This window comes from Pseudoclavibacter sp. AY1H1 (assembly GCF_002931055.1).
In the GTDB taxonomy this organism is placed as follows: Bacteria; Actinomycetota; Actinomycetes; order Actinomycetales; family Microbacteriaceae; genus Pseudoclavibacter.
On sequence record NZ_PSXX01000004.1, the window covers coordinates 155313 to 181993 of the forward strand.

Sequence of the window (26681 nt, forward strand, 5' to 3'; positions counted from 1 at the left end):
TTCCTGGCGACCCGCATCGAACAGCATGCATTGCAATACCTTGCATTACAAAGTAAAGTGCAATGCATGACAACCTCAGTCGGTGCGCAACTCCGCAAGGGCGTCGTAGAGTACTGCGTCCTCGGACTCCTTCAACAGGGGCCCATGTACGGGTGGCTGATCTCAGAACGACTGGTCTCCCTCGGGCTCATCGGCAGCATCGGAACGCTCTACCCGTTGATGACTCGACTGCGCGAGCGCGAGCTGATCGCCGCGCACGCCGACGACTCCGATTCGGCGCGACCCCGGAAGTACTACGCCATCACCAGTCAGGGACACGCCGAGTTGGAGCAGTTCAGGTCCCAGTGGGCGCCGTTCGCCTCCGCCGTGGAGGAAGTCACGCAATCACGAACGACCACCACCACGACCGCGAGCGACAGCATCCGCTCACGCGACCAGACGGAAGCAGGAGACCGATGAAGCCTTTCGAATCGCAGAACGAAATCGCAGGCAGCTACCTGAAGGAGCTCCAAGCAGCGCTTCGTGATGGGGTGCCCCAGGTCCGGGACGAGGTGCTCAACGACATCGCGGACACGCTCCGCGGCCTCGATGCCGACGAGACTCGAGTCCGCATCCGAGAGCTCGGGGCACCGAGCACGATCGCAGCCGACGCCATGGCGGAGACGCCCTCGCCCGAAGGGACCGGGCCGAGCCGCGCGTACCCGATCATCATGTCCATCGCCCTCATCGCCGGCTGGTACCTGGTGCCGGTGCTCGGCTGGGTGGCCGGACTCATCATGATCGGCTCGAGCCAGCACTGGTCGTCGCGAGTGCGCAGGAACGGCATCCTCGCGTCTGTCGCCGTGATCGCCGTCTCGACCATCGGCATCTTCGCGTTCCGCGGGACAGACGCGTGGGTCGTCGGCGTGATCATCTTCGCCGTGCTGCCGCTCCTCGGCAACATCTTCGTCGCCGACTACCTCCGCCGCCGCTGGGCACTGCCCGGCCAGCACTAGATCCGACGCACACCCGGCCCGATCTGGCCCAGCTCGACAGCTCTGCCGATGACCGATGACCGATGACCCGAACTCTGGAGGAGAATGTCGGTATGCGCCTCCGTCGATTCACTCCAGTGCTGCTCGTCCCCCTCGTGCTCGCAGCACTCGTTGGATGCTCGCCCACTGCGCCCACGGAACCGGAGCCGCCGAAGTTCAAGCTCTCCCTCAACGAGGTACGCGACGCATCGCGGGAGGTGGCCGAGGGGATGGTCGCGGAGTTCCCGGAAGCAACGGGGCTCATCGAAGCCGATCCCAACGTCTCAGCCTGCGCCGGCGAGGAACCCAGAATCGGTCGTTGGGTGTGGGCGACGACGTTCTCGTCCACCGACCTCGTGAACACCGTCACGAAACTCCAAGAGGAGTATGGCGACGCCGTGACCTCCACGGGCACCGCGAGTGAGACGGTCGAGTATGCCGACGGCTCCACATGGCCTGCGACTGGCTCGCACACCTTGATCGAAGACGAGACCGGGTCGTACCTCCTGAGCTACCCGGCTGGAACCGAAGGACAGGTCCTGCTTCGCGTGGTCACCGCCTGCGGAGTGCTGCGCTGAGCATCCCGCCACCGAGACGATTCGGAACCCACGGGTCTCGCGTATCTGGGCGCTAACGCCTCCCTGCCGAACCCTGCTAAGTTAGGGGCAATCGTTCAGCCCGCCCGGTCCACCGGTGTGGGCTGGATTTTTTTGTCCGAGAGGATGCCGAGAGTGTCACCTTCACCGAAGAAGTACCTCACGATCGGAGAGCAGGCTCAGCTCCTCGAGAGCCGGGGCATGGAGCTCGACGGCAACCCCGAGCAGTGGCTGAAGTCGATCAACTACTACCGGTTGAGCGGGTACTGGTACACGTCGCGTCGATTCGAGACAACCGCTGAGGGCGCGCCCTCACGATCCGATCAGTTCCAACCGGGGACCAAGTTCTCAGAGGTTGCGGCACTGTACGAGCTTGACCGCAAACTTCGCTCTCTTGTACACGTCGGGCTCGAGCGGGTCGAAGTAGCGCTCCGCAGTCAGGTCAGCTACGTCCTCGGGCGCTACGGCCCCTTGTCCTACGAGGACAAGTCCCTGTTTCGGGATGCCTTCAACCACTCGTCGTGGGTCGACAAGACGCACGAACGGGTGAAGCGGGCGGCCCGCAGATCGATGTTCATCAACCATCACATGCAGAATCACGCTGGGGTGATTCCGATCTGGGTGCTCGTCGACGTCCTCGACTTCTCGGACGTATCGATGCTCTACGACGGAATGCGCGCAACAGACCAGTTCGATGTGGCTGAAGGCATGGGTATTCGTCTCCGACTTGACCGGTTATCGCACAGGCAACGCGGCAAAGCCGTCAAGCATCATCCGTTCGCCCGGTGGCGCGAGCAGCTGACGGTCGTTCGCAATATCTCTGCCCATCATGGACGCCTTTGGAACCGCTCCCTCGTCCCGGCTGCGACAGGGGCAATGAGGACCATCGAAGAGTTGGAGAGCCTTCCTCCTGGACAGAGCGAAGATCTCTAAGGAGCGCTCGCGGTCATCGCGCAGATCTTGACAGCTGCCGCGCCCGACTCGAATTGGGCACTCAAGGTCGCGTCGGAAGTCGAGCGCGGGTTCGCGGCGCTGCCCGGGCGGGTTGTCAGTGAGATGGGGTTTCCCGGCGATTGGCGCGATGTCGGCGTCTGGAGGGCCTGAGAAGCGCACCGTCCGCAGTGGGTCGTTTGCGCAGGATTTCCTGGGTGGGCCACACCTATCTCGCCGAGCACGCTCGCAGAGCGTCCCCTCGGAACCGGTGACCCGATCAGCGATAGCGTGATCGCATGACAGGCGGCACTCTGCGTTGGGCGACCGAAGCTGATGCGCGGGCAGTCGCCATCGTGCACGTCGACTCGTGGCGAGCGGCCTACGCGGGCCTCATCCCCTCGGAGGTGCTGGCCGCCCTGAGCGTCGAGCAGCGCACCGCCGGCTGGACACGGTGGATCGCCGCCTCCCTGCGCGGCGATGCGACGGACCTCGACGCCGTGCGCCCGCATCGGCTGCTCGTCGCCGAGGACGGGGAACGCATCGTCGGCTGGGCCGCATTCGGGCCCGGGAGAGACCCCGACGATGGGCACCGAGGGGAGCTCGGTGGCCTATACGTGCATCCAGACCACTGGTCGACGGGGGTCGGCGCTTCGCTCATCCGTCGCGCCGAACAAGAACTCCGCACGGCCGGCCACTCGGACGCCTACGTGTGGGTGCTGACGGGCAACGAGCGGGCGATCGGCTTCTACGAGCGACAGGGCTGGCGTGCGGACGGCGCCAGCAAGATCGCGGATGAGGGCAGCGCACGCGCGCTCGTCGAACTCCGACACACAAAGCCCCTGTCTTAGTCATGCCGAAGAAGCGCTGACCGAGAAGGACCTGGGGCGGCTGGCCTCAGCGACGGATACGCGGGGCCAGCCGCCCGACCTGGAGGCGACGCCTGGACTAGACGCCCAGCTGCCCCAGCCACTCTGCGACGGAGCGAGGCGTGATGCCGAGGCGCCGCTGCGCGCTCATCGCCTCCTCGATGACCTCGTGGGCCTGCGTGGCTCGCCACTTGTAGGAGTCGACGACGGGCGCAGCACCGGGACCGATGACACGCGCGAGGTCCTCTCCGAACGCATCCGGATCACGACTCTCGAAGCTGACCGGACGACCAAGGTGCGCTGCGAAACTCTGCGCCAGATCGTCGCCGAGCAGACCGGGGAGGGCGCCGACGCCGACGATTCCGGTGATCGCATCGTCCTGCAGCAGTCCGACGACGACGTCAGCGACGTCGAGGTGGGAGCTCCAAGAGACCGCATAGTCCGCACGGATGGGGTAGCTGAGAACGCCACGCTCCTGCACCGACTCGACGACGAACGGCAGCAGGAGGTTCTCGAGGTAGAGGCGGGGCTGCACGATGGCGGTCGAGATCTCGGCTTCCTCGAGCCTGCGCACCAGCACGGCGAGCGCGCTCTCTGGGTCCTCCAGCGTGTACCCGCTCGTGGAGACCACGACTCGGGCCGGAGTCGACGCCTCGGCGGCGTCGGCGACCGCGTTCGCTGCCGACAGCTGGTCGGCAGGCGATCCGATCGGCAGGTGGACGAAGATCCCCTGAACTCTGCGATACGCGTCGGCCAGCGAGGCGGCGTCGGTGAAGTCGACGGCAACTGCCGTTCCCGGGCCGGCATAGGAGCTCGGTGTGCGAACCGCGGCAGTGACATCGAGGTCGGCCTGGGCGAGGGCTGCGATGACGGGGGCGCCCTGGGCACCAGTGGCGCCATGAATCAAGTAGGTCATGCGTCCATTAGTGCACAGGATGCATCGGTTACGTCAACTGCACTAAAGGGATACGCTCAAACTCATGCCACGATGCGACGATCTCCCCGAGTGCGGTGTCGCCCGATTCCTCGTACTCCTCGAAGGGCCATGGGCCACCCTGATCGTGCGGGAACTGCTCCACGGCCCCCTCCGATTCACCGAGATCAAAGACCGCCTCCCCGGCATCAGTGCGCACACGCTCACGAACCGGCTGCGGCGCTTCGAGGCCAACGGGCTCGTCACACGGACGTCCTACCCGGAGATCCCGCCGAGGGTCGTCTACGAGCTGACCGAGGTCGGTGAGCAGCTGCGGACGGTCCTCGACGCCATGAACGCGTGGGCCCTGTCCGTGCCGGAAGTCGCCAACGCGGAGTGACCGGTTAGCTCCGCCATCACCGTTCTACTAAGATCCTTGCTCGGAATTGCTAGCCATGTCACGAGGTTCGCCTGATGCCTCGTGCCGACCGAGCAAGGAGCCGGCCGTGCAGTCGCCCGCGTCAAAACTCACCCCAAGCAGCTACGGCGCGGTTCGCCGGACGACCAAGGGAGAGAAGACTCCCCGGATCACGCAGAGCTATGGCGCAGTCTCGAAGGCGATCCGTGGGGAGGGACTCCTCGAACGCACGCTCGGGTTCTACGGCGCTCTCGCAGCAGGCCTTCTGGTCGCGCTCGCCGCCGCGATCACGGGGTTCATCCTGCTCGGGGACAGCTGGTTCCAGCTGCTCATCGCGGCGGCACTCGGGGTCATCTTCACGCAGTTCGCGTTCCTCGCTCACGAAGCCTCCCACCGCCAGGTCCTGACCTCGGGGCGGGCGAACGACCGGCTCGGTCGTTTCCTCGCGGCCGGCATCGTCGGGATGAGCTACAGCTGGTGGATGACGAAGCACACGCGTCACCACGCCAACCCCAACAAGAAGGGGAAGGATCCCGACATCGACTTCGACACGATCTCCTTCACGGAGGAGTCGGCGAGCGAGCAACGGGGCCTGCTGGCGCTGATCACCCGCAAGCAGGGGTACCTGTTCTTCCCGCTGCTGACGTTCGAGGGCTACAACCTCCACTTCCGGTCCATCAAGTCGCTCTTCGCCAGGGAGAAGATCACGGGTCGGTGGGTGGAGCTGACGATGATCGCGGTCCGCTTCGCGATCTACCTCGGCGCGATCTTCTGGATGCTCCCGCTCGGCATGGCGTTCGCCTTCGTCGCCGTGCAGATGGCCGTGTTCGGGGTCTACATGGGGGCGTCGTTCGCGCCCAACCACAAGGGCATGCCGCTCATCCCCGCCGACGTGAAGCTCGACTTCTTCAGCAGGCAGGTCCTCACCTCGCGCAACGTGCGGGGCGGCTGGTGGGCCAGTGCGCTCATGGGCGGACTCAACTACCAGATCGAGCACCACCTCTTCCCGAGCATGCCGAGGCCGCACCTCGCCCGTGCTCGCGAGATCGTGCGCGCCTACTGCGAAGAGCAGGACGTGCCGTACGCGGAGACCTCGCTCCTGGAGTCGTACCGCATCGTGGTCGAGTACCTCAACCGGGTGGGGCTGCACGCTCGCGACCCGTTCGACTGCCCCGTCGCCGGCGACTTCCGGCGCCGATAGGCGACCACGCCCACTTGCCTCGATGAGCCCAGAGCTCAGAGCTCGCGCGCGAACCCGCGAACAGCCTCGGCGACCGGCGTCTGCCCCTCGTTCAACTCCAGGATCTGCCGGCTGACGGACGGCTCGAGCACCAGCGCCTCGAGGACAGCGGCCACATCCTCGCGGGGTATCTCGCCGTGCTCCTCTGCGGGCCCGAGGGAGACCTCCCCGGTTCCAGCGTCATCCGTCAAGAGCGATGGGCGGAGGATCACCCAATCGACATCCTGTCGGGTCAGGCTCACCTCTGCCCGCTTCTTGACCGCGAAGTAGTGTTCCTCGTCGTCGCTCAGCGCTCGTTCACGCCACGCTTCGGGAAGCACGGAGAGCAGAATGAGCCGCACCCCTCGGACGCGCTCGACCGCCTCCGCCACGCGACCGAGAGCGGCGAGGTCGATGTCGTCCGTCACGCGCTGGGGGCCAGCATTCGAGCCAGCGGCGTACACGACGACATCGCAGTCCCGGATCATCGCCCCGAGCTCGTCTGCGGTGGAGGCTCCGAGGTCCCCGAGCAGCGGCGACACCTCGGCCCGCTCGAGCGCTGCGGCCTGCCGCCGCGTCCGAACGAGACCGGAAACGGGCACGCCCTGACCTTGGAGGCGGGCCGCGAGCAGCCGACCGACCCTGCCTGAGATGCCGAAGATGAAGACGCGAGGAGGCACCGCCCGCTTCGGCGCTGAGCTCGACTGCTCATCCGCAGAAGTGGGAGCTGAGTGGATGGGCTTCGAAATGATGATGCTCCCTTTCATCGGCGAACCTCTTCTGCTGCCAGCAGGTTCACGAGCTCCTCGTATCCGTAGAGACGGGCGAGATCCTTCGGCGTGAGCCCTGCGTGTGTTCGCAGCACCAGTGAGGCCCCCGCCTCGAGGAGCACCCGAGCCGAGTCGACGTGGCCGTGCCAGACCGCGTCGTGCAGCGCAGTGAGGCCGTTGTACAACCCCTGGGCGTCAAGGTCTGCCGACAGGCCTGTCTGGCGTGGCGCAAGCAGGCAGCGGAGCACGTCGGCATGTCCGAAGTAGGCGGCATCGTGAACCGCGGTGCCCTTCATCAGGCCGATCGTGAGGCGCGGGTCTGCGCCGGCATCGAGGAGACGATCTGCGACATCGACGTGACCTTCGCGAGCGGCCACACCCAACGGCGTGTAGTCGTCGTCGAAGCCACCGACGATCGGGTGGCGCTCGTCGAGCGCGGCGCCGCCTGCGATGAGCTGCTCAACCGCGGAGAGATCCCCCGCGCTCGCGGCGGCGAACAGCGCAAGGGAAGCCACATGCCGCTCGTTGGCACTGTCATGGTCCAGGATGAGCGCTTCGATGGTACCCAAGCCATCCTCGCGGGCGAGCTGGACTGCCGTCTGGTGCCAGTGGTTCATCACGTCGGTTCGAGCTCCTCGGTTCAGGAGAACCTGGACGGCTTCCGGCTGCTTCTGCAGGACAGCGTCCATGAGCGCGGTGTTGCCGAGAGACGGTGACTGCTGATCGATGAACGCGCCGTGATCGAGGAGCAGCGACACCACATCGCCGTTGCCGCCCTGCGCTGCCTTGTGCAGAGCTGTGGCCCCCATGTGACGTTCCACTGTCAGCGGGTCGGCTCCTGCGGTCAGCAGCAGGTCGACGAGTTGCGCGTTCCCGAAGGCGGCGGCGACCATCAGGGGCGTGAGGCCGTCTGGCAGGGGCTGGCTGGCGTCTGTTCCCGTGCGAAGAAGGTCAGCGACCCTGGACAGGTCTTCCGCTCGGACAGCTTGGTCGAGGTTCATCATCGTTTGCTCTCACTTTCAGCACCCATGTCACTGGTGCATTGCCATTCGATACCGGCAAGGAATGCCAAGATCTCCGCCGTCACCCGTTCGGCCGCTTCGTGCTGCGGCCAGTGCCCGACCCCTTCGAGACGGACGACGTCTACCAGCCCAGGGGCGGATACGCGCAACTGCTCGACGGTCGGCGGTTCGGGGTGGAAGAGCTGGCAGAGGCCATCTTCAGCGCCCCATATGTACAGCGCGGGCTGCCGGATCGGCACCCCCTTGAACGCCGACATCTGCTCGAAGGTGATGTCGGATGCGCGGTAGTAGTTCAGACCCGTCGCGAAGCCGCTCCCTTGGAAGGCGGCGATGGAGCGCGAGACATACGTGGGGTCGGCCCAAGCGGGGACGCCGACTGGCGCAGGTCGGAGCATGCCTCGGGAGGAGTCGACGGGATCCCACCCTTCCCCGACGGCGGGGCTTCCAGAAAGCCAGTACAGCGCACTCGGAATGGATGCAGCCGCGGGCTCGAAGGCGAGATGCCCGTCAGGCTTCATCATCTCGAACGCGTAGTAGCTGTCGCCCAACCCGTCCTTCTTCAGCTGGCTCCACAGGCTCGCTTCCCCGCGGGGCAGAAACGGGATGCTCAAGCTGACAAGTCCGCGGAACAGGTCTGGACGGAGCACCATCGCGCGCTGCGCCACGTCCGCACCCCAGTCGTGGCCGACGAGCACGGCCTCGGAGATCTCCAGCGCGTCCAGAACCCCGACAAGGTCCCCCACCGTGTGGAGAGCGCTGTAGAGCTCGACGCTGCTTGGGGAGTAGCTGGCTCCGAACCCTCGCATGTCGAGAGCCACAGCCCTGTATCCCGCCTCGGCGACTCCGGCCATCTGACCGAGCCAGGTCTCCCCCACGTCAGGGAACCCGTGGGCGAACAGGACAGTGGGCCCATCTCCTTGATCGAGCACTCGGAACGGGTGGCCGTTCACGTCGATCTGCCGCTCGCGCAACGGCGGCCTGTTTCCTTCTCCTCGGTTCAACGGTGGTCCCCCTTCTCTCTTGCGTGGCCGAGCCGAAGCGGTTGGGCGCAGAAACGCCCCATCGGTGCCTTCGACTCGATAAGCTACTTTCTGTAGCAACAGTAACCTACTGAAGGTAGCTTAATGACGGCCCAAGCAACACCGCCCCCCGAAGAACCACGGAAGCGTCGCCTCCCCTGGGATGCTCGCCACCAGGATCTGCTGGAGAAGGCGCTGGCCATCGTGCGGCAGGACGGGGTGGACGCCCTGACGCTGGGCACCCTCGCCCAGCACGGGGGCGTGTCGAAGCCCGTCGTCTACGATCACTTCGAGTCGCGCTCGTCGCTGCTGACGGCCCTGTACCGGTGGATCGACGCGGAGCGGAAGCGGGCGTTCCAAGAGGGGATGGCCCAGGACGGTCTCGCCCACGAGCCCACGATCGACGCCCTCTCCGAGACGTACATCCGGTGCGCGACGGATGCCAGCAGCGAGTTCTTCGCCGTCGGGGCTGCGATGACGGGCAACGAAGAACGTGCCAGCATCTACCGCGAGCTCGAGGAGACGGGCGTGCAGATGTTCGAGGCGATCCTTCGGCCGCACGTCCGCATGCCCGACCCGGACCTCCACCGCCTCTGCATCGCCCTTGTCGGCGCGGGCGAGTCCCTGTCGGCCTCGACCCTCAAGGGGGCGATCACGGAGGCCGAGGCGATCGCGACGTACGCCCAGCTGATCGGACTGGCGACGAAGAAGGACAGCGGATGTCGGAGCTGAGCGCCGACGACCGGGTGATCCTCGTCCATGGGTGGCCGGGACTCCCGTCGGACTACGACGCGGTGCGAGACGCCCTCCAGCCTGCGACGACGATCGTGCCCGACCTCCGCGGATTCGGAGCAGCGTTCGCGGGCGAGCTCCCGCTCGCTGAGGCCACAGCGGAAGCGCACGCCCGCCGTCTCCTCGATGGACTTGCGGACCCTGCCAGCGGCGGCCGCACCATCATCGCCGGCTACGACATCGGCAGCCGAATCGCTCAGGCAGCGCTTCGCCTCGACCCGTCGCGGTTCGACGGGGCCGTCCTCACCCCCGCGTATCCGGGCATCGGCGACCGCGCGACGGCGCCGTCCCTCGCACCGACATTCTGGTACCAGCACTTCCAACGCGAGCCGGTCGCTGCCGAGCTGATCGATGGCAGACCCGACGCGGTCGCCAGCTACCTCGACTACCTCTGGCGCACCTGGAGCGGAGCCGCCGCACCCCAGCGTCACCCGCAGCGCGAGGAGCTCATCGCGGCCTACTCCCGGCCGGGAGCGTTCGCCGCGAGCATCCAGTGGTACCTCGCGAATCGCGGGTACGCGGGCGAACTGCCACCGATCGAGACCCCGACCGTCATGCTCTGGCCGACGGAGGATCCCCTGTTCCCGATCGAGTGGGCCGACCGGCTCGACGATCACTTCAGCCGCGTCAGCCTGCACCCCGTCGTCGGAAGCGGACACCTCCTCCCGATCGAAGCACCCGCCGCCTTCGTCAGCGCGATCCGCTCCCTCGTCGTCGCCAGCGAGCGCTGAGCACACCGGGCGCGCGGCAGCCGACGTCGCCAGGACTCAGAGCGCTCCGTTGCCGGTGGGTCCCTCGGCGAGGTCCCTGAACCGGGGCGCGCCCAGATGCATGCAGAAGGCCGCGACGCTCAGCAGCGTCGCGAACACCGCGAGTACGACCTCGGTCCGCACCACGCTCCCGAGGACTCCGATCGCCAGCACCGTCGACGCGGATGCGGCGTAGGTGGCGACGGCGAACTTCGACGCGAGCGAGCTCTGCTGGCTCGCGGCCGCTCCGCGCGTCAGATGCACCAGCGACGTCCGGTAGGCCACAGCCCCTCCCGCACCGAGCAGCGCCATCGCGAGCAACGCGAGCGGGTTGTTCGAGAGCAGCACCGACGTGACCGCGAGCGCACAGCCGACGGCGAACGCGAGGTGACCGCTGGCTGCGGGGAGCAGTCGACCGAGCGGCACGCTCGCGAGCTGAGCGACGGCCGCGGCAACCAGCATGGTGACGCTGCCGCCGAACTGCGCCAGCGGCATCGCGGCATCGGAGAACACCGTCGGCGCGTAGACGACGCCAGCGCTGAGCCCCGTCCAGACCACCGCGGCGCGCGCGATCGTCCGGACGTCGGCGCGCGTCAGCCGACGGGAGGTCGGAGCCCCGACTCCGCGCTTGCGCGCAGCCCGTGGCACGCTTCGGGGAAGCAACAGGACAAGGGCCAGTGCGAGCAGGAGCGCTATCGCGGCGCCAGCGACGTACATGGACATCGCCCCGGCGATGGTCTCGAGCGCCGCAACCCCCTGGGCGATCGCGGTGCCGACGACAGCGCCGACGAGGTTCCCCGTCGCGGCCAGTCCCCGCCCACGCCCTTTGAGCGCATCCACCACCAGACCGGCCGCGCCGCCCGTCGCGAGCCCGACCGCGACCCCGGTCGCCGCCCGCCCGACGAGCAGCTGCACCTCGTTCGAGGACGCGAGGAGCAGGTTCGCGAGCGCCGCGATGAGCAGGGCCGCGACCACGGCCGAACCGGGTGTCACTCGCAGCCGGGAGAATCCGACGACCAGGAGGGTGGCAACCGCTGCTGACACGTAGACCACGAACGTCAGCGACACACCGAGCGGGCTCAGGGGCACCTCGACCCGGAGCATGGGCAGCAGCGGGTTGATGCTGTTGGCGCCGGCGATCACGAAGCCGAAGGCGATGGCCGCGAACGCAGCCAGCGCACGCTCCCTGGGGCGGATGTTCGTCAAGGGGACTCCAGATATCGCTCACCGATCGGATCGCGAAGGCCCCGAAGGTCACCTGGCGCGCGGGTGCCACGCGCGCACCCTGCTGAGCCCGAGTGTACCTCCGAACCGCCGGTGGACACCGCCCCAGGATCCGTGTAAGTTCATGCAACGGACATGTGACTGGTCATGCAGGCAGGATCCGATTGTTGCTCTACAGAGCTACGGTCGGGTCCTTTTTTGTTGCCCGGAAGCTGTCCCCCGAGTTCCAATGGAGGAGCACAACATGAACATCAGCTCAGAGGCGGCAGAGATCCTCGAGCACGTCGGCGGGAGCAGCAATGTGTCTGCCCTGCAGCACTGCTCGACCCGCCTGAGGTTTACCCTCAGCGACGACAGCCCCGTCGACGAGGCGGCACTCAAGTCCATCCCCGGCGTGCTCGGCGTGGTCCGCGGACCCCAGACGCAGGTCATCGTGGGAGGACGAGTTCTCGAGTACTACCGAGCGGTCGAGAAGCTCCGCTCCGGGTCACCGACCGCCGCCGCGACCGAGAAGCCCCGGACCCCGTGGACCGTCAAGCGGGTCGGCTCCAAGGTGCTGGACTTCGTCGTCAGCGTCTTCGTGCCCATCATCCCCGCCATCGCGGGCGCGGGAATCTTCAAGTCGCTCCTCGTCCTCGCGGCCGCGCTCGGCTGGATCGACCGGGAGAGCGACTCGTACGCGCTCATCGCCGCCGTCCCCGACGCCGTGTTCGCGTTCCTGCCGCTGCTTGTCGCCTACACCACCGCGAAGAAGCTCGACGTGAACCGGCCGGTGGCCCTCGGCTCCGTCGCGCTGCTCCTCTTCCCCGGGTTCACGAGCCTCGTGAGCCAGGATGGCGGCGCGGCGCTCTTCGGGATCCCCGTGCCCGTCGTCAACTACAACGCGCAGGTGTTCCCCGCGATCCTCGCCGTGCTGCTCCTCTGGGGTGCAGAGCGCTTCTTCACGAAGTTCTCGTGGCCGCCCATCCGCACCTTCTACGTGCCCCTCATGTGCTACCTCGTGGTCGCGCCCGCCACGGTGTTCCTCATCGGTCCGTTCGGCTTCGAGATCGGCGACCTCTTCGCAGGCCTGCTCTTCAACTTCCACAACACCTTCGGGTGGATCGCCGTCGCGCTCCTCGCCGCCATCCTGCCGTTCCTCATCTCGGTCGGCATGCACAAGCCGCTCCTGCCGCCGACGATCACGACGATGGCCACGTACGGCAAGGAGAGCTTCTACCTGACCGCCTCCCTGGCGCACAACATCGCCGAAGCCGGCGCGAGCTTCGCCGTCGCTGTCCGCACCCGCAACCAGGTGCTCCGCGCCACGGCCGTCTCCGCAGGCTTCTCGGCGCTGTTCGGCGTTACCGAGCCGGCCCTCTACGGCGTCACCCTCCAGAACCGACGCGCACTCATCGCGGTGCTCGCCGGCGCCATCACCTCGGGCGCGTACCTCGGCATCACGCTCGTCGACACCTTTGCGATCGTCAGCCCCGGCCTCGCGAGCTTCTCCATGTTCATCGACGCCCTCGACCCGTGGAACCTCATCCACGCCCTCATCGGCCTCGTGATCGGCGCGGCCGTGTCGTTCATCGTCGGCGTCGTGCTCTGGAAGGACTCCGACTCCGGCACCCTGCGCGTGCTCGGCAAGACCGACGAGCACGCGGATGCGAGCGCGGACGCGGGGGCGGATGCCGCCGCGGTCTCGGCACAGCCTCGCGCGCTCACGATCGTCTCCCCCATGCAGGGTGAGGTCGTCGAGCTCGCCTCGCTCGGCGACGGGGTCTTCTCGACGGGTGTGCTCGGTGACGGCGTCGCGATCCGCCCCACGGATGGACGCGTGGTTGCCCCCGTGTCGGGCACCGTCACGTCCCTCCTCGACTCGCAGCACGCGATCGGCATCCGCACTGACGACGGCGTCGAGGTGCTCGTGCACGTCGGCATGGACACCGTCGTCCTCGAAGGCGCCCCCTTCACGACGCACGTCGCGCAGGGCGACCGGGTCGAGGCGGGCCAGCCCGTCATCGACGCGGACCTCGACGCCATCGCCGCGGCCGGCCTCGACACGATCACCCCCATCGTCGTCGTCAACACGGCCGGGGGCGACGCGCAGTTCGACACCGGCCAGCACGTCAACCGGGGCGCATCCCTCATCTCACTCACCAACATCAAGGAGACCGCACATGGCACTGTCTGATCACTTCCTCTGGGGCGGCGCAATCGCCGCGAACCAAGCCGAAGGCGGCTGGGGCGAGGATGGCCGAGGCTGGGTCGTCACCGACGTGCTCCGCCGCCACCCGAACGCCAACAACGACGATTTCGCCGCGCTGCACGCCGTCACCCTCGAGAGCATCGCAGAGGCCAAGCGCGACCCGGACCCCACGTACTTCCCGAAGCGGCGCGCCATCGACTTCGTGCACCGCTACAAGGAAGACCTCGCCCTGTTCGCCGAGATGGGCTTCAGCGTGCTGCGGGTGTCGATCCTCTGGTCGCGGCTCTACCCGACCGGCGAGGAGCTCGAGCCCAACCAGGACGGGATCGCCTACTACCTCGACCTGTTCGAGGAGATGCAGAGCCACGGCATCCAGCCCCTCGTGACCCTGTCGCACTTCGACGCGCCCCTCGAGCTCGCGGTCACCCGCAACGGCTGGCTCGACCGGGCCACGATCGGCCTCTTCGAGCGTTTCGCCCGCACCTGCTTCGAACGGTTCGGGCACATCGTGAAGCGGTGGATCTCGTTCAACGAGATCGACGGCATGGAACGCCACCCGTTCACCTCGGGCGGCATCATCGAGGAGACCGTCACGGGGACCTCGATCACGCAGGCCTGCTACACGGCCCTGCACCACCAGTTCATCGCAGGCGCATCCGTCACCCGCATGCTGCGAGAGCTGCACCCGGACGCGCAGATGGGCTGCATGATCACCATGCTCACGACCTACCCGCGCACCTGCCACCCGAACGACGTCGCCGCGACGCGCGCGAAGGAACGCCTCCTCTACATGTGCTCGGATGTGCAGGCCGGCGGGTCGTACTCGCCGATCGTGCTCCGCCAGCTCGAGGAGATGGGCGTCACCGTGCCGTTCGAGGACGGCGACGTGGAGCTCCTGCGCGAGCACACGGCCGACTTCGTGTCGTTCAGCTACTACATGTCGATGACCGAATCCGTCGACCCCGACGCCGAGCGCACGCCGGGCAACACGGTCCTCGGCGTCAAGAATCCCTACCTCGGCTCGTCCGAGTGGGGCTGGCAGATCGACCCGATCGGGCTGCGCATCTCCCTCCTCGACCTGTACGACCGCTACCGCAAGCCCCTCTTCATCGTGGAGAACGGGCTCGGGATGCGCGACACGGTCGACGAGGACGGACGGATCCGCGACGACTACCGCGTCGAGTACTTCCGAGCGCACTTCGAGCAGATGATCCAGGCCGTGGACGAGGGCGTCGACCTGCTCGGCTACACCAGCTGGGGGCCCATCGACCTCGTCAGCTCGTCGACGTCGCAGATGAGCAAGCGGTACGGGTTCATCCACGTCGACCTCGACGACCTCGGGAATGGCACACTGGAGCGCCGACGCAAGGACTCGTTCCACTGGTACCGCCAGGTCATCGAGTCCAACGGCGCAGACCTCAGCTAACCCCCTCCCCTCCAAGCGGCGTCAAAGGAGACCACCGTGCCCGCCATCAAGAAGGTCCTCAATTCCAGTGTGGTGCTCGTCGTCGACGACCGCGGCGTCGAGCGCGTCCTGCTGGGCAAGGGCATCGGGTACGGCCAGAAGCCGGGCGACGAGGTTTCGGCGACGATCACGGACCAGGAGTTCATCTCCCTCCCTGACTCGGATCACCGGAACCTCGTCGAGCTGCTCGCGCAGATCCCGGCAGAGTACGTCGAGCTGACCCGCGAGATCGTCGCGGATGCGGGTCGAGCGGGACTCACCCTCGACCCGCACGTGTACCTCACCCTCACCGACCACCTCCACTTCGCGGTGGAGCGATACCGGAAGGGCATCGCCCTCACGAACCGGCTCGCGTGGGAGGTGCGCACCGTCTACCCGGACCACCACGCCGTGAGCGTCCGCGCCCTCGACGACGTCGAACGACGCCTCGGCGTGCGGCTCGGCGAGGAGGAGGCAGCCAACGTCGCCTTCCACCTCGTCAACGCCGACACGGGCAAGCTCGGCGTCGACTCGATGCGCGTCGTCGACCTTGTCGCGAAGGTCACGAGCATCGTGACGATGACCTCCGCCGTCCGGGTCTCCAGGAAGGACCTCCACGCCTCGCGGTTCCTCACGCACCTGCAGTTCTTCGCGGAGCGATTCTTCGCAGGCCAGCTGCTGGGCGGCGACGACTTCCTGTTCCGGAACCTCAGCGAGCGCGCCCCTCGTGCGATCGCGACCGCGGAACGCGTGCGCACGTTCATCCGCGAGACGCACGGCGTGGAGCTTCCCGACGAGGAAGTGGCCTTCCTCGCGGTGCACATCGCGCGCGCCTCGCCGGAGTAGAGATGAACGCGGCACCCCATCCCTCCTACCGGCGTCGATCCCCGGCTTCGGCCGCCTGACCCCGGAGGCGACCCGCGACCCACACACCGACCAGGGCGAGTGCGGCGGTGGACCCGAAGACCGCGAGGAACGCGGGCGTCGTGGCGTCGAGCCGTGCGACGGCCGCCCCACCGAGGCCGGCGATGACCGCCGTCGCGAGGGTCTGCGCGAGCTGCAGGCTCGCGCTGATGCTCCCCGCAGCCGAGGTCGGCGTGGCCGACATGGTCGCCGCCGTCGACGCGTTGAACGCGATCCCCATCCCGATTCCCGCGATGCCCCAGCCGACGACGGCCCAGCCCGGCCAGACCGCCGGAAGCGCGACAGCCGCCCCCATGAGCAGCTGGCCACCCAGCAGGACGAGCATCCCGACCCTCGTCGAGCGAGCGCGCTGTCCGGGCCGGGCTGCGTCGATCCGCGCCTGCACGAACGACCCGGCCGTCCAGGCGAGCGCGCCGGCCGCGAGGCCCAGCCCTGCGATCGTGACGTCGAGGCCGTGGATGCTCGTGAGCCCGAGGGGCAGGAACGCCTCCGACCCGAAATACACGCCGCACAGGATGAAGCGCACGACGACCCCGGCCGGCGCACCACGGCGCGCACGGAAAGATCCCACGGGCAGGGTGCTGCGCAAGCCGACGGCTGCAGCCACCAGGCCCACGACAAGCAGCGCGAGCATCAGCGGGAGCGCATCCACCTCGAGGCCGAAGAGCACGGCCCCCGTCCCGGCCGCCAGGAGCACCGAGAACCAGACGGGCGCGGAGAACAACCGGCCACTCCGCACCCTTGGGCCTGCCGAGACCCGGCGTGCACCCGGCAAGACGAGCGGGAGGAGGAGGATCGTGATCGGCGCGATGGTCCAGAACACGACGCGCCAGTCGAGCACCGTCGTGAGCACCCCGGCGAAGACCGGGCCCAGGAGCGACGGGATCGTCCACGCAGACGACAGGAACGCGAACATGACGGCCTGGAGCCGAGGCGGATACGCGAGGCCGACCAGGCTGTAGGCGTACGCCATGATCGCTCCGACCCCGAACCCCTGGAGCGCTCGCGCGGCCACGAACACTCCCCACCCGGGGGCGAGGCCAGCGAGCAGGCAGCCGAACGCGAAGACCAGGCTTCCGACCACCACTGCCCGGGCGGGCCCCCTCCGGTCGATGTCGCTCCCGGCGACGACGGTGCCGACGATGCTGGCGAGCATGAGCGCCGAGAGCCCCCAGCCGTATCCGCGCAGGCCGCCCAGCTCCTCGGCGACGGTCGGGAGGACGGTCGCGACCCCCAGCGATTCGAAGGCCACCGCCCCGACGCTCACGAGGATCCCGATCGTGGACCCGCGCAGACGGGGCGAGAAGACACCTCCGGCCTCTACCTCTGAGGGTGTCGTCGCCTCCGCCGTCGAACGCGATTCATCCTGCTGCATGCGCACTCCCATTCATTACATTCCACACCGGAACGTAATGAATGTAGGGTACGGTGAGGCAATGCCGCAACCAGAGCCGCACGCTGCACCCCGGACCCGATCACTGCCGCACGGCCGCCCCCGCGACGCGACGATCGACGCCAGGGCGACCGAGGCGGTCATCGGCCTCCTCAAGACCGGCCAGTACCGCTCGCTCACGATGGAGAATGTCGCGGCAGCCGCCGGCACGAGCAAGCCAGCGCTTCGACGGCGCTGGAAGAGTCTGCCCGGCATCGTCGTGCACACGCTCATCTCGGTGCTCGGAACGACGCCGACACCAGATACCGGCTGCGTGCACTGCGACCTCGTCAGCGGCATCTCGAACATCGCCGACGGGTTCGGCAACTCCCCCATCACCCGCGCACTCCCGGGACTCCTCGCCGACCTGGAGGCCGACCCGGAGCTCCGCGAGCTGTTCCTCCGCGAGTACTTCGAGGCTCGCCGCGCGACGAGCAGGACAGTCCTCGAGCACGCCATCGAGCGAGGAGATCTGCGGGCGGGACTCGACATGGAGCTCACCCTCGACCTCCTCGCGGCACCGCTCTACTACCGAGCGTTCTTCGGCCACCAGCCGATCGACGCGAAGCTCGCCGAGCGCACGGTGCTCAGCGTCCTGACCGGCATCGCCGACCCCTCCTGGCGAGAACGGCACCATTCGGAACAGGACCGGCCGCCAAGCTAGCCGAGTCGAGCGCCGCCTCGAACGCTGTGCTGAACACCGTGCTCAAGAAACGGACGATGCTGCCGCCGCCGCGCGGTGCGCGCGCACACGTCCGCGGGATGCACACGCAGCCGCCGGGCACCACCGCCTGCGGCCGGATGAATCCAGAAAGACCCAGCGGCAGTCGACCTCGTCGCACTGGCGGAGGAGCGCTCGGTCGGGCCCACGCAGCGTGAGGGTCGCCTGGATGGCGAGCGCTGACAGCGCGGATGCGACATCGCCGAGCGGCGCCCCGGCTAGAGCCGGGTTCCCCTTCGTGGAGAACTCGAGGAGCGCATCCATGCTCAGCTCCCTGGGTGACGAGGGCTCCACGGCTGCCATAGCGAGCCCACGAAGGGTCTCACGGAGCCGCACCGTCTCCTTCAGGTCGCCTCCACTCGGCGCCTCGAGGGGTCGCAGGCCCATCAACGTGAGCCACCGCTGGAGGTCTTCAGGGGCGCGAAGGCGCTCGATGGGATGCGCACCGAATGTCTGCCCCCGAGTGGCGAGGAGATTGAGCCACGCCGCTCCACCATCTGTCCTGAATGCTGTCTTGTCGGCCACTCGACAAGTGTAACGTGTGAACCGTTACAGAATGGAGTCGCCATGGACAGGCAGTACGACCCAGAGGCGGGCCTCGATACGCTCGCCGCGTTGCAGGAACCCGAGACGACGCAGGGATGGCGCACGACCGTCGACGCGACGGCGCCCGGTTTCGACGAGTGGATCGTCGGTGCGGTCTTCGGCGGCACCTACCAGCGCCCCGGGCTCAGCCCCCGCGATCGGCAGCTCCTCAACCTCGGAGCCCTCGCGGCACTGGGCGGCGTGGATCCTCAACTGCAGGGACAGATCGCATCCTCGATCAGGATCGGCATGTCGCGGGAGGAGGTCGCCGAGGCCTTCGTTCACCTCGTCGCCTACGTCGGCCTGCCCCGCACCATGGCGGCCCTGCGCGCACTCGACACGGTCTCCCCGAACAGCGCGACAGCGTGACCGGGGAGGTCGTCCGAACGACTGCCGGCGACCTCGACGCGGCGAGCCTCGGCGTCGTGGATTCGCACGACCATCTCTTCCTCTCCACGCCGGCCCTGCCAGGCCAGGAGCTCGCCGACTTCGGGGCCGCGGTGCTCGAGGCTGACCTCTTCCGCGAGGCCGGCGGAACCACGATCGTGCAGTGGACTCCGCGCGGCCTCGGTCGGCAGCTGGCCGCACTGCAGGAACTCGGGCATGCGTCTCGAGTCCACATCGTCGCCGCGACCGGCCGGCACCGCCGGGAGGTCTATCGGCCCGGGCATCCACTGCTCGACGCCAGTGCCGTCGAACTCGCGGCGGCCTTCGTCGACGACGTGATCGATCGGCGGTGCGGCCTGATCAAGGTCGGGACCGGACCGGCGGGCGCGACGCCGTTCGAGCGGACCAGCTTGGATGCGGCCGCGGCCGCGCATCACGCGACCGGTGCGCCCATCGCCGTCCACCTGGAAGGAGGAAGGTGCGCCCTCGCGGTCGTCGGCCTGCTCCGGGAGCTCGAGGTGGCCCCTGAAGCCGTCGTCCTGGGACACCTGGGCCGCAACCCCGACCTCGAGTACATCGCCGAAGTCAGCGCCACCGGCGCGTACCTTTGCGTCCACGGCCCCTCGCCCAACCACGCCCGCACGGACTCCGCCCTTCTGTCCGTCATCAGCCGGATCGTGGACACGGGGCATGCCGGCTCGCTCCTCATCGGCGGCGACACCACGACGCGCTCGGCGACGGCAGCCAACGGCGGGGCCGGGATGCGCGGCCTCCTCAGCCAGACGAGGCGGACGATCGCCTCGCACGTCGGCGACGCCGTCGCCACAGCGATGTTCACGACGAATCCCGCTCGGGCGTGGCGCCTTCGCGGCAGTGGGCACCCCGAACGAGGTTCGTGAACTACAGCTCAGTCGGCGAGCTGGGGATGATCGTCCCCTGGTGGTATCGGAGGGTTGGGCCTCGCGTGTCCCACAGCGACGCATGCCTGCTGTCCCGGCCGGGCTCATGGAGCACGTAGTTCACGAGCACGAGCTCCGCACTCACCCGGTTGAAGAGCCACTCCGATGTGCGCGGAAGAGGGCGCTCCTCCTCGCCGGCCAGGGCCGCCACCGACTCCGCGTACGTCCAGCGACGCCCGGAGCGCCCGATCTCTGCGAAGTCCTCAGATAGGAACGCGGACGTCTGGGCGGAGTCGGCTCGCACGGCCGACGAGAGCAGCGCGAGTTCAGCGCTCTTGATGTCCGCGAAGTCCTCGGTATCCGTCTCCCACATAGAGCGACCCTACCGACGCATCTGCTCGTCGCAGCCCCGGCAGGAGCCTCTCGGCCCCTGCCCGTTGGACCTGAACGGGAGCACGGGCTCAGGCGCCCTCGAACTCCAGCCGGTCGTAGACGACGGGATCCATGACATCGAGGCCCGCGTCGACAGCTTCCCCGTAGACGACCGCTTCCCTGTCATCCCTCTGGCTGCTCGTGAGCCCCGAGATCCAGTACGCCGTGGCGTGCAGATTCCCCCGAGGCACCCCGAGACCCTCGATGAGGTGGCGGCGGATGCTGCGAACGGTCGCCGACTCGGCGGCCAGCCACACCTGCGCATGCGGGGGTACGGTCAGGTTGCGGGCGGCGCTCACGAGGGCGCTCTCCAACCCCTGGGACGACCTCCCGGTGAGCCAGACGACACGCAGTCGGTCACCCAGCGACTCGATCGCCGCGGAGAGAAGCGCACGATCTTCTGGGTTGCCCGTCTCCGCCAGCAGAGCCACTCGGTGACCAGTGGGAAGCGACTCGAGGATGGCGGCGGTTGCGGGGAGAGCGCTGGCGTCGGCGATGAACACGTGCTCTGTGACCCCGTCACCGACGGCGAAATCTCGCCGGAAGCCGAGGAAGCGCACCCGTTGACCGACCGCGACCGTCTGCGACCAGTCGCTGGCACGACCCGCCTCATGCAGGGCGACGTCGAAGTCGAACTGCAAGCGCTCTGCCCGGAAATCACGGACCGTGAAGCCCCGGATAAGCGGGTTCGCCTCCGAGCCGATATCAATCTTGAAGGCATCTGCAGGCAGCGGCTCCGTGTAGTCCGCAAGGCACGCGCCCCCGAGCGTGACCCGTTGGAACCCCGGAGTGAGACGACGGCTCGCGACCACCTCGACGAAGTCGTCGATCAGGATCGCTCGCCCCTGGGAGAGCTCCCGGATGCGGTCACGGATCGTTGCCATGAAGGCCTTCGTCTGGGGATGAGAGGCGCCGGACAGGACGCACTCCCACGACACTGCACTTAGGTTAGCATTCCCTTACATAAGCCTCCGTGACAGCCGTACTGTCCCGCATCAGAGAAAGCCCTCCCCCCAATGACGCTTCCCATTGCGCGCATCGCCGCTGTCAGTCTCGCGGCCTTGACCGCCCTCTCCCTCGCGGCCTGCTCGGCACCAACGGAGTCCAGCCCTGCCGCGGGCAACGACAGTTCGGCACTCTCAGGCGAGTTCCCCCGAACCGTGACGACGATCCAAGGCGATGTCGAACTGACGGAGAAGCCGGAGCGCATCGTCGTCCTCGATTCTCAGAGCGCCGACGTCGCCGCTGCCCTCGGTGTCGAACCGGTTGCCTACGACATCGGCACGAGCGACAGCCTCGAGACGCTGCCCTGGCTCGACGGGGCCCTGACGGGCTCCTTCGAACCTGGTCTCATCGGCGCCGACGGCTCACTCGACTTCGAAGCCATCCTGGCAACGGACCCCGATCTGATTGTCGTCGACTACTGGACGGCAGCGGAGGGAGAGGCCTACGACCGCCTCAGCGCCATCGCGCCGACCCTCACCAGTGACGTCGAAGCCGCGCAGAGCTGGCAGGAACGCACGACCTTCCTCGCGGACGCGCTCGGAGTCGCCGACCAGGGCGAGCGTGTGATCTCTGAGACGGAAGCCTCCATCACGACAGCAACCGAGGGGCTCTCCGCACTCGATGGCGAAAGCTACTCGTACCTCGGCTATTCAGTCGAGCAGGGCGGCTTCTGGTACGGAAACGGGACATGGCTCGAGGACTTCGGGCTCGCCCCCGCCGACGGCCAGGACAACAGCCACGAGGAGTTCACCGTCATCTCGCTCGAGAATGTGAGTGACTTCGACTCTGATGTGCTCAGCATCTGGGCGATGACCGACGCAGACAAGGCCGCCCTCGAAGCGGATGCGCGCTTCCAGGCACTGCCCGCCGTGCAGAGCGGCAAGGTCGTCTGGCTCGACTATGCCCTCGCCGTTGCCACCAACGTGCCCGGCCCGCTCAGCATCACGTACATGCTCGACGAGGTGACTCCGACCTTCGAGGCAGCCCTTGCCAGCTGAGCTCACCGACACGCAAGGGGCGGCGCTGACGGGCGCTGCCCCTTCCGCTGCGGGCGCGCGACGCCGGATGCGGATGCTCGGTCTCGCAATCGGGGTCGCGCTGCTCCTCGTGACGGTCGTGCTCTCGGTCCTCATCGGCGCGAAGCCGCTCCCGATCCCGGACATGATCTCGGCGCTGGCGAACCCAGACGGCTCAGAGGCCTCCGAGATCCTCTTCACCTTGCGCATTCCACGAACCGTGGTCGGCATCTTCGCGGGCATGGCGCTTGCCGTGTCGGGCGCTCTGATGCAGGCGCTCACGCGCAATCCCCTGGCTGACCCCGGGCTGCTCGGCGTCAACGCCGGTGCCGCGCTCGCCGTCGCGCTCGGCATAGCGCTTGTCGGCATCACGACGCCGAGCGAGTACAGCGTTTTCTCGTTCGTGGGCGCCGTCGTTGCGACGCTCGTGGTGCTAGCCATCGGCCGCACGGGAAGATACGGCGCCTCCCCCGCTCGGCTCGTCCTCGCGGGCGTCGCCCTAGCCGCGGTCTTCTCCGGCATCAGCATGGCCCTCACCATGCTCTTTCCCCTTGTCTTCGCGGGCTACCGCGCCTGGACCGTCGGGTCGCTGGTCGGGCACGACCTGCTCGGTGCCATGCCAGTTCTGCCCGTCATCGTGGTCGGCCTCATCGTCGCGGTCTGCATCAGTCGCGGTCTGGGAGCGCTCTCGCTCGGCGACGATCATGCGCGCGCGCTCGGAACGCGGGTGCGGCTCGTCCGCGGGGCCGCGCTCGTGTCGGTGACGCTGCTCGCGGGATGCGCCACGGCGCTCATCGGGCCGGTTGCGTTCATCGGACTCATGATCCCGCACGTCGTACGGAGGTTCACGGGGCCGAGCCAGCCCTGGATCCTCGCCTCGTCACTCATCTACGGACCGGCGGTGCTGCTCGCCGCAGACATCCTCGGCCGGGTCGTCGCGCAGCCAGGCGAATACCCCGTCGCGTTCATGATGGCGATCATCGGCGCGCCCGTGCTGATCGCGATGATGGCCAGGCGCCGGGTGATCTCGCTGTGAACGAGGGCGGCGGCTCCAGGCCCGAGACCACGCCCACGGGCACGCTGGTCCTGCGGCGGGCGGCCCTCAGCATCCGCGTCCGCATCCGCACCCTTATCGTCGGCGCATGCCTGGTCGCCGCGATCGTCCTTCTCGGCGTCACTGCCCTCTGCGTCGGCAGCCTCGTCCTCTCACCCGGCGAGGTCCTCGCTGCCCTCCTCGGGCAGGGCGACAGCCGCAGCCAGCTCGTGGTGATGGAATGGCGGCTCCCCAGGGTTCTGGCTGCCGTCGTGTTCGGCGCGGCCCTCGGCGCAAGCGGCGCGCTCTTCCAATCGCTGACGAGGAACCCCCTCGGCAGCCCCGACGTCCTCGGCTTCGATGCCGGGGCGGTCACCGGGGCCCTCGTCGCGACTCTGGTGCTCGGCGCGGGGCAGACCGGCCTCACCATCGGCGCCCTCGTCGGCGGTCTCGCCACGGCCGTGGTCGTAGCGGCATTCGGCCTGTCATCTGGGAGCGGCAGCATCCGCCTGATCGTCGTCGGCATCGGCATGAGCGCCATGTTGCTCGCGATCAACCAACTGCTCATCCAGCGCGCCGAGCTCGAGGAAGCGATGCGCGCAAGCTCGTGGACGCTCGGGAGCCTCGCTTCGATCGGCTGGGAGCGCCTGGTGCCAGCGACCTGCGTCATCGCCGTGCTCCTCGTGCTGGCCGTTCTGGCAGCCCGACCCGGTCGAATGCTCGAGCTCCACAACGATGCGGCCGCGGCGTTCGGGGTCAGCGTCCGCCCCGTCCGACTCGCCCTTCTCGCCATCGGCGTGGCGCTGGTCGCCGTGCCGGTGGCGGTGGCCGGGCCGATCGCGTTCGTTGCGCTCACCGCTCCACACCTGGCACGCCAGCTGACCCGGGTCGGACCGCTCGCCGTGCTGCCCGCCGCGCTCATGGGTTCACTCGTCCTGCTGGGCGCGGACGTGGCCGTCCTCGTCGCCCCCACCACGTCGAGCCTGCCCGTGAGCATCGCCACGCTCGTGCTCGGCGGGAGCTACTTCATCTGGCTGCTCATCAACGAATGGAGGCACGCGCGATGACCACACCACGGCTCGCCGCTGACGGAGCTCGACTCAGCTACGGCGGCAAGGTTGTCAGCGAGCATCTCACCGTCGCTATCCCGGACGGGTCGTTCACCGTCATCGTGGGCGCGAACGCGTGCGGCAAGTCAACGCTCCTGAGGGCCCTCGCCCGCCTGCTACCCACGACCGAGGGGGCAGTCGTCCTCGACGGGCGCAACATCCTGTCTCTTCCCACGCGCGAGGTCGCGAAGACCATCGGGTTGCTCCCGCAGACATCGGTTGCTCCGGACGGCATCACGGTCGCCGACCTCGTCGCCCACGGCCGCTACCCGCACCAGCGAATGCTGAAGCAGTGGAGTGCGGCAGACGCGGCTGCAGTGGATGAGGCGTTGGAGCTGACGGAGACCGCCGCTCTTGCGGACCGGTTCGTCGACGAGCTCTCGGGTGGGCAACGACAACGCGCGTGGATCGCCATGGCACTGGCCCAGGAGACCCCGTACCTGCTGCTCGACGAACCCACCACGTATCTCGACATCGCGCATCAGATCGACGTGCTGGAACTGTGCGCTGCGTTGAACCGCCGGGGGCGCACGCTTGTGGCAGTGCTGCACGATCTCAACCACGCGGCCCGCTACGCAACCCACCTCATCGCCTTGAAGGACGGATCGCTGGTCGCCGAGGGCAACCCCCGTGAGGTCGTGTCGGCCGAGTTCGTGCAGGAGGTCTTCGGCGTCGAGTCGACGATCCTCAGCGATCCTTACTCGGGTTCTCCCCTCGTCGTGCCTGCGGGGCGCAGCGTCAAGGCCTGACGTCGGAGCCTGACCGACCGGATACGCCGCCCCGCAGCGCGCCAGCAGCAACCAAGCTGCAGACCACGAACACTCCGGCCCCGGTGGCGACCGGTATCGCGAGGTCGACCTCCCCCAGGAGCCCGCCCATCGTCGCCCCGATGGCAAGCCCCAGGAGACCGAGCACGCGCGTGCTGGCGCCCACGCGTCCGAGCAGCTCGTCCGGGATGAGGCGCTGGCGGAGGGACTGCGAGCAGATGTTCCAGACCGTCGCGTGCAGGATGTAGAGCGCCAAGAGCACGCCGGCGACGATCGGGTTCGTCGTGAGGCACAGTCCACCGAGCGTCAGCGCCCCCAGCGCCAGACTTGCCACGATCGTCCATCGGTATCCGAGCCACGTGCGAAGCCGGGCTGCGAGGAAGGAGCCGAGCAAGCCGCCGAGGGCCGACGCGGCGAGCAGCAAGCCGTATCCGGTGCTGTCCAGGCCGAGGCGCTCCTCGGCGAACAGCACGAGAATCGAGAAGGGCAGCATGTAGCCGATGCTCGCGAGCGCTCCGATGAGCGCAAGGCTCCCGACCACACGGTGGCGTGCCAGCCAGGCGATGCCCTCACGCACCTCGACGGAGACCGAACGTCGTGCGTCGCGCGCATCCGATCCTGGCCTCGACAGTCGCCGAATCGGCAGCGCGAGGGCGACGAGGCCCGCGACAGCCCACAGCCCACCCATCGCGAAGACAGGGGCCGCTGCGGCGAGGGCGAACAGCAATCCCCCGAGGGGAGGACCAGCGAACTCGTCCGCGACGAGCTGCGCCGCCGCGACCCTCCCGTTCGCGGAATCGAGTCGCTCTCGGTCGACAAGCGACGGCAGCATGGCCGATGCGGCGTTGTCCGCCGCGCTCTCCAACGTCGCGACCACCCCCATCGCTGCATACAGAACCATGAGGGAGGAGAAGCCGAGCTGGATCGCCAGGGCGAGCCCCAGCAGGGCGCAGCCGCGCAGCACGTTCGCCGCGACGATCAGGGTCCGGCGGTCGACCCGATCGACCCAGACGCCGATGGGCAGCGCGACCAGGAGGCGGACCAGGGCGTAGAGCGTCGCCAAGCCCGCGACGAGGCGCGGGTCGTCGGTGACCGAGGCGGCCAGCAGCGGCATCGACACGAACGCGATGCCGTCTGCCAGGTTCGACAGGGCGTTCGCGCTCCAGAGCACACGAAATCCGCGACCGAGTGGCATCCGGGAA

The 26681-nt window shown here is 68.0% G+C and carries 29 protein-coding genes; 19 read left to right on the plus strand and 10 right to left on the minus strand.

Going from position 1 to position 26681, the window contains the following annotated elements; all coding sequences use genetic code 11:
- The first annotated feature begins 66 nt into the window (after positions 1 to 66).
- The 5 genes from C5E05_RS08885 (at position 67) to C5E05_RS08905 (ending at position 3390) form a co-directional block, all read left to right on the plus strand.
- Complete coding sequence (locus tag C5E05_RS08885) at positions 67 to 459, plus strand: PadR family transcriptional regulator (RefSeq protein ID WP_104239880.1); 393 nt, start codon at positions 67 to 69, stop codon at positions 457 to 459.
- Positions 456 to 995 (plus strand): hypothetical protein, encoded by a 540-nt coding sequence (locus tag C5E05_RS08890; RefSeq protein ID WP_104341721.1) that lies wholly within the window; start codon positions 456 to 458, stop codon positions 993 to 995. Before C5E05_RS08885 ends, C5E05_RS08890 begins: the two co-directional genes overlap by 4 nt.
- A gap of 92 nt (positions 996 to 1087) precedes the next feature.
- A complete protein-coding gene (locus C5E05_RS08895) occupies positions 1088 to 1591 on the plus strand; it encodes a hypothetical protein (RefSeq protein ID WP_104341722.1) in 504 nt (167 codons plus the stop codon).
- Between the two features lie 153 nt (positions 1592 to 1744).
- Positions 1745 to 2542 carry an Abi family protein gene (locus C5E05_RS08900; RefSeq protein WP_258064817.1) on the plus strand — a complete coding sequence of 266 codons (798 nt, stop codon included), beginning with the start codon at positions 1745 to 1747 and terminating at the stop codon, positions 2540 to 2542.
- Between the two features lie 296 nt (positions 2543 to 2838).
- Positions 2839 to 3390: a GNAT family N-acetyltransferase gene (locus C5E05_RS08905; RefSeq protein WP_104341724.1), complete on the plus strand. Its 552-nt coding sequence runs from the start codon at positions 2839 to 2841 to the stop codon at positions 3388 to 3390.
- Positions 3391 to 3487: 97 nt separating this feature from the next.
- Here the strand turns inward: C5E05_RS08905 and C5E05_RS08910 are convergent, their stop codons facing one another.
- Positions 3488 to 4324 (minus strand): SDR family oxidoreductase, encoded by an 837-nt coding sequence (locus C5E05_RS08910; RefSeq protein WP_104341725.1) that lies wholly within the window; start codon positions 4322 to 4324, stop codon positions 3488 to 3490.
- A 64-nt stretch (positions 4325 to 4388) separates the two neighbouring features.
- Here C5E05_RS08910 and C5E05_RS08915 point away from each other — a divergent pair, with 64 nt between their 5' ends.
- Together C5E05_RS08915 and C5E05_RS08920 are read left to right on the plus strand one after the other, a co-directional pair.
- On the plus strand, positions 4389 to 4721 hold the full coding sequence (locus C5E05_RS08915) for a helix-turn-helix domain-containing protein (protein WP_104239962.1): 333 nt from the start codon (positions 4389 to 4391) through the stop codon (positions 4719 to 4721).
- Positions 4722 to 4827: 106 nt separating this feature from the next.
- Positions 4828 to 5940 (plus strand): acyl-CoA desaturase, encoded by a 1113-nt coding sequence (locus C5E05_RS08920; protein WP_258064818.1) that lies wholly within the window; start codon positions 4828 to 4830, stop codon positions 5938 to 5940.
- A 35-nt stretch (positions 5941 to 5975) separates the two neighbouring features.
- Here the strand turns inward: C5E05_RS08920 and C5E05_RS08925 are convergent, their stop codons facing one another.
- Genes C5E05_RS08925 through C5E05_RS08935 form a run of 3 tightly spaced genes read right to left on the minus strand, consistent with a single transcriptional unit; the run spans position 5976 to position 8721 of the window.
- The gene (locus C5E05_RS08925; protein ID WP_104307348.1) at positions 5976 to 6725 is read right to left on the minus strand and encodes an NAD(P)H-binding protein; all 750 of its coding nucleotides are present in this window, start codon (positions 6723 to 6725) and stop codon (positions 5976 to 5978) included.
- Positions 6722 to 7729, minus strand: coding sequence for an ankyrin repeat domain-containing protein (locus C5E05_RS08930; RefSeq protein WP_104341727.1), 1008 nt, complete (start codon positions 7727 to 7729; stop codon positions 6722 to 6724). Before C5E05_RS08930 ends, C5E05_RS08925 begins: the two co-directional genes overlap by 4 nt.
- A complete protein-coding gene (locus C5E05_RS08935; RefSeq protein WP_219819514.1) occupies positions 7729 to 8721 on the minus strand; it encodes an alpha/beta fold hydrolase in 993 nt (330 codons plus the stop codon). Before C5E05_RS08935 ends, C5E05_RS08930 begins: the two co-directional genes overlap by 1 nt.
- A 153-nt stretch (positions 8722 to 8874) precedes the next feature.
- Between C5E05_RS08935 and C5E05_RS08940 the strand changes: the two genes are divergently transcribed.
- Complete coding sequence (locus C5E05_RS08940; protein WP_104341728.1) at positions 8875 to 9501, plus strand: TetR/AcrR family transcriptional regulator; 627 nt, start codon at positions 8875 to 8877, stop codon at positions 9499 to 9501.
- Positions 9489 to 10292, plus strand: coding sequence for an alpha/beta fold hydrolase (locus C5E05_RS08945; RefSeq protein ID WP_104341729.1), 804 nt, complete (start codon positions 9489 to 9491; stop codon positions 10290 to 10292). The genes C5E05_RS08940 and C5E05_RS08945 overlap by 13 nt, the downstream gene beginning before the upstream one ends.
- Before the next feature lie 36 nt (positions 10293 to 10328).
- Here the strand turns inward: C5E05_RS08945 and C5E05_RS08950 are convergent, their stop codons facing one another.
- Positions 10329 to 11516, minus strand: coding sequence for an MFS transporter (locus tag C5E05_RS08950; RefSeq protein ID WP_104341730.1), 1188 nt, complete (start codon positions 11514 to 11516; stop codon positions 10329 to 10331).
- 262 nt (positions 11517 to 11778) lie between these two features.
- On the opposite strand from C5E05_RS08950, the gene C5E05_RS08955 reads away from it, so the two are divergent.
- The 3 genes from C5E05_RS08955 to C5E05_RS08965 are packed head-to-tail and all read left to right on the plus strand — an operon-like array spanning position 11779 to position 16015.
- Complete coding sequence (locus C5E05_RS08955) at positions 11779 to 13710, plus strand: glucose PTS transporter subunit IIA (protein WP_104341798.1); 1932 nt, start codon at positions 11779 to 11781, stop codon at positions 13708 to 13710.
- Positions 13697 to 15151 carry a family 1 glycosylhydrolase gene (locus C5E05_RS08960; protein WP_104341731.1) on the plus strand — a complete coding sequence of 485 codons (1455 nt, stop codon included), beginning with the start codon at positions 13697 to 13699 and terminating at the stop codon, positions 15149 to 15151. Before C5E05_RS08955 ends, C5E05_RS08960 begins: the two co-directional genes overlap by 14 nt.
- 36 nt (positions 15152 to 15187) lie before the next feature.
- The gene (locus tag C5E05_RS08965) at positions 15188 to 16015 is read left to right on the plus strand and encodes a PRD domain-containing protein (protein ID WP_104239894.1); all 828 of its coding nucleotides are present in this window, start codon (positions 15188 to 15190) and stop codon (positions 16013 to 16015) included.
- Between the two features lie 25 nt (positions 16016 to 16040).
- On the opposite strand, the gene C5E05_RS08970 is transcribed toward C5E05_RS08965, so the two are convergent.
- Positions 16041 to 17468 (minus strand): MFS transporter, encoded by a 1428-nt coding sequence (locus tag C5E05_RS08970; RefSeq protein WP_258064819.1) that lies wholly within the window; start codon positions 17466 to 17468, stop codon positions 16041 to 16043.
- A gap of 61 nt (positions 17469 to 17529) precedes the next feature.
- Between C5E05_RS08970 and C5E05_RS08975 the strand changes: the two genes are divergently transcribed.
- Positions 17530 to 18189 (plus strand): TetR-like C-terminal domain-containing protein, encoded by a 660-nt coding sequence (locus C5E05_RS08975; protein WP_104341733.1) that lies wholly within the window; start codon positions 17530 to 17532, stop codon positions 18187 to 18189.
- A gap of 42 nt (positions 18190 to 18231) precedes the next feature.
- Here the strand turns inward: C5E05_RS08975 and C5E05_RS08980 are convergent, their stop codons facing one another.
- Entirely contained in the window at positions 18232 to 18771 is a 540-nt protein-coding gene (locus C5E05_RS08980) for a CGNR zinc finger domain-containing protein (RefSeq protein ID WP_104341734.1), read from the minus strand.
- 42 nt (positions 18772 to 18813) lie between these two features.
- Between C5E05_RS08980 and C5E05_RS08985 the strand changes: the two genes are divergently transcribed.
- The gene (locus C5E05_RS08985; protein WP_104239898.1) at positions 18814 to 19200 is read left to right on the plus strand and encodes a carboxymuconolactone decarboxylase family protein; all 387 of its coding nucleotides are present in this window, start codon (positions 18814 to 18816) and stop codon (positions 19198 to 19200) included.
- On the plus strand, positions 19197 to 20117 hold the full coding sequence (locus tag C5E05_RS08990; RefSeq protein WP_104341735.1) for a phosphotriesterase: 921 nt from the start codon (positions 19197 to 19199) through the stop codon (positions 20115 to 20117). The genes C5E05_RS08985 and C5E05_RS08990 overlap by 4 nt, the downstream gene beginning before the upstream one ends.
- Before the next feature lies 1 nt (position 20118).
- Here the strand turns inward: C5E05_RS08990 and C5E05_RS08995 are convergent, their stop codons facing one another.
- Both C5E05_RS08995 and C5E05_RS09000 read right to left on the minus strand, forming a co-directional pair.
- The gene (locus tag C5E05_RS08995; RefSeq protein WP_104341736.1) at positions 20119 to 20490 is read right to left on the minus strand and encodes a DUF4440 domain-containing protein; all 372 of its coding nucleotides are present in this window, start codon (positions 20488 to 20490) and stop codon (positions 20119 to 20121) included.
- An 88-nt stretch (positions 20491 to 20578) separates the two neighbouring features.
- Positions 20579 to 21433, minus strand: coding sequence for a siderophore-interacting protein (locus C5E05_RS09000; RefSeq protein ID WP_104307338.1), 855 nt, complete (start codon positions 21431 to 21433; stop codon positions 20579 to 20581).
- 132 nt (positions 21434 to 21565) lie between these two features.
- Here C5E05_RS09000 and C5E05_RS09005 point away from each other — a divergent pair, with 132 nt between their 5' ends.
- From C5E05_RS09005 to C5E05_RS09020, 4 genes are read left to right on the plus strand one after another with little or no spacing between them, the layout of a single operon-like run.
- Positions 21566 to 22552: an iron-siderophore ABC transporter substrate-binding protein gene (locus C5E05_RS09005; RefSeq protein ID WP_104341737.1), complete on the plus strand. Its 987-nt coding sequence runs from the start codon at positions 21566 to 21568 to the stop codon at positions 22550 to 22552.
- Entirely contained in the window at positions 22542 to 23606 is a 1065-nt protein-coding gene (locus tag C5E05_RS09010) for an iron ABC transporter permease (RefSeq protein ID WP_258064820.1), read from the plus strand. The genes C5E05_RS09005 and C5E05_RS09010 overlap by 11 nt, the downstream gene beginning before the upstream one ends.
- Entirely contained in the window at positions 23603 to 24670 is a 1068-nt protein-coding gene (locus tag C5E05_RS09015) for an iron chelate uptake ABC transporter family permease subunit (protein ID WP_104341738.1), read from the plus strand. Before C5E05_RS09010 ends, C5E05_RS09015 begins: the two co-directional genes overlap by 4 nt.
- Positions 24667 to 25461 carry an ABC transporter ATP-binding protein gene (locus C5E05_RS09020; protein WP_104341739.1) on the plus strand — a complete coding sequence of 265 codons (795 nt, stop codon included), beginning with the start codon at positions 24667 to 24669 and terminating at the stop codon, positions 25459 to 25461. Before C5E05_RS09015 ends, C5E05_RS09020 begins: the two co-directional genes overlap by 4 nt.
- Here C5E05_RS09020 and C5E05_RS09025 read toward each other — a convergent pair.
- On the minus strand, positions 25451 to 26674 hold the full coding sequence (locus C5E05_RS09025; RefSeq protein ID WP_104341740.1) for an MFS transporter: 1224 nt from the start codon (positions 26672 to 26674) through the stop codon (positions 25451 to 25453). The two genes, C5E05_RS09020 and C5E05_RS09025, sit on opposite strands and share 11 nt — an antisense overlap.
- Positions 26675 to 26681: the final 7 nt, after the last annotated feature.

What these genes read in the sequence shown, in the direction of transcription:
- C5E05_RS09005 (WP_104341737.1), top strand. Translation starts at nt 21,566, where the DNA reads ATGACGCTTCCCATTGCGCGCATCGCCGCTGTCAGTCTCGCGGCCTTG.
- C5E05_RS09000 (WP_104307338.1), bottom strand. Translation starts at nt 21,433, where the DNA reads ATGGCAACGATCCGTGACCGCATCCGGGAGCTCTCCCAGGGGCGAGCG.
- C5E05_RS08940 (WP_104341728.1), top strand. Translation starts at nt 8,875, where the DNA reads ATGACGGCCCAAGCAACACCGCCCCCCGAAGAACCACGGAAGCGTCGC.
- C5E05_RS08945 (WP_104341729.1), top strand. Translation starts at nt 9,489, where the DNA reads ATGTCGGAGCTGAGCGCCGACGACCGGGTGATCCTCGTCCATGGGTGG.
- C5E05_RS09020 (WP_104341739.1), top strand. Translation starts at nt 24,667, where the DNA reads ATGACCACACCACGGCTCGCCGCTGACGGAGCTCGACTCAGCTACGGC.
- C5E05_RS08975 (WP_104341733.1), top strand. Translation starts at nt 17,530, where the DNA reads ATGCCGCAACCAGAGCCGCACGCTGCACCCCGGACCCGATCACTGCCG.
- C5E05_RS08895 (WP_104341722.1), top strand. Translation starts at nt 1,088, where the DNA reads ATGCGCCTCCGTCGATTCACTCCAGTGCTGCTCGTCCCCCTCGTGCTC.
- C5E05_RS08930 (WP_104341727.1), bottom strand. Translation starts at nt 7,729, where the DNA reads ATGAACCTCGACCAAGCTGTCCGAGCGGAAGACCTGTCCAGGGTCGCT.
- C5E05_RS08960 (WP_104341731.1), top strand. Translation starts at nt 13,697, where the DNA reads ATGGCACTGTCTGATCACTTCCTCTGGGGCGGCGCAATCGCCGCGAAC.
- C5E05_RS08915 (WP_104239962.1), top strand. Translation starts at nt 4,389, where the DNA reads ATGCCACGATGCGACGATCTCCCCGAGTGCGGTGTCGCCCGATTCCTC.
- C5E05_RS08905 (WP_104341724.1), top strand. Translation starts at nt 2,839, where the DNA reads ATGACAGGCGGCACTCTGCGTTGGGCGACCGAAGCTGATGCGCGGGCA.
- C5E05_RS08885 (WP_104239880.1), top strand. Translation starts at nt 67, where the DNA reads ATGACAACCTCAGTCGGTGCGCAACTCCGCAAGGGCGTCGTAGAGTAC.
- C5E05_RS08970 (WP_258064819.1), bottom strand. Translation starts at nt 17,468, where the DNA reads ATGCAGCAGGATGAATCGCGTTCGACGGCGGAGGCGACGACACCCTCA.
- C5E05_RS08925 (WP_104307348.1), bottom strand. Translation starts at nt 6,725, where the DNA reads ATGAAAGGGAGCATCATCATTTCGAAGCCCATCCACTCAGCTCCCACT.
- C5E05_RS08910 (WP_104341725.1), bottom strand. Translation starts at nt 4,324, where the DNA reads ATGACCTACTTGATTCATGGCGCCACTGGTGCCCAGGGCGCCCCCGTC.
- C5E05_RS09025 (WP_104341740.1), bottom strand. Translation starts at nt 26,674, where the DNA reads ATGCCACTCGGTCGCGGATTTCGTGTGCTCTGGAGCGCGAACGCCCTG.
- C5E05_RS08955 (WP_104341798.1), top strand. Translation starts at nt 11,779, where the DNA reads ATGAACATCAGCTCAGAGGCGGCAGAGATCCTCGAGCACGTCGGCGGG.
- C5E05_RS08985 (WP_104239898.1), top strand. Translation starts at nt 18,814, where the DNA reads ATGGACAGGCAGTACGACCCAGAGGCGGGCCTCGATACGCTCGCCGCG.
- C5E05_RS08995 (WP_104341736.1), bottom strand. Translation starts at nt 20,490, where the DNA reads ATGTGGGAGACGGATACCGAGGACTTCGCGGACATCAAGAGCGCTGAA.
- C5E05_RS08890 (WP_104341721.1), top strand. Translation starts at nt 456, where the DNA reads ATGAAGCCTTTCGAATCGCAGAACGAAATCGCAGGCAGCTACCTGAAG.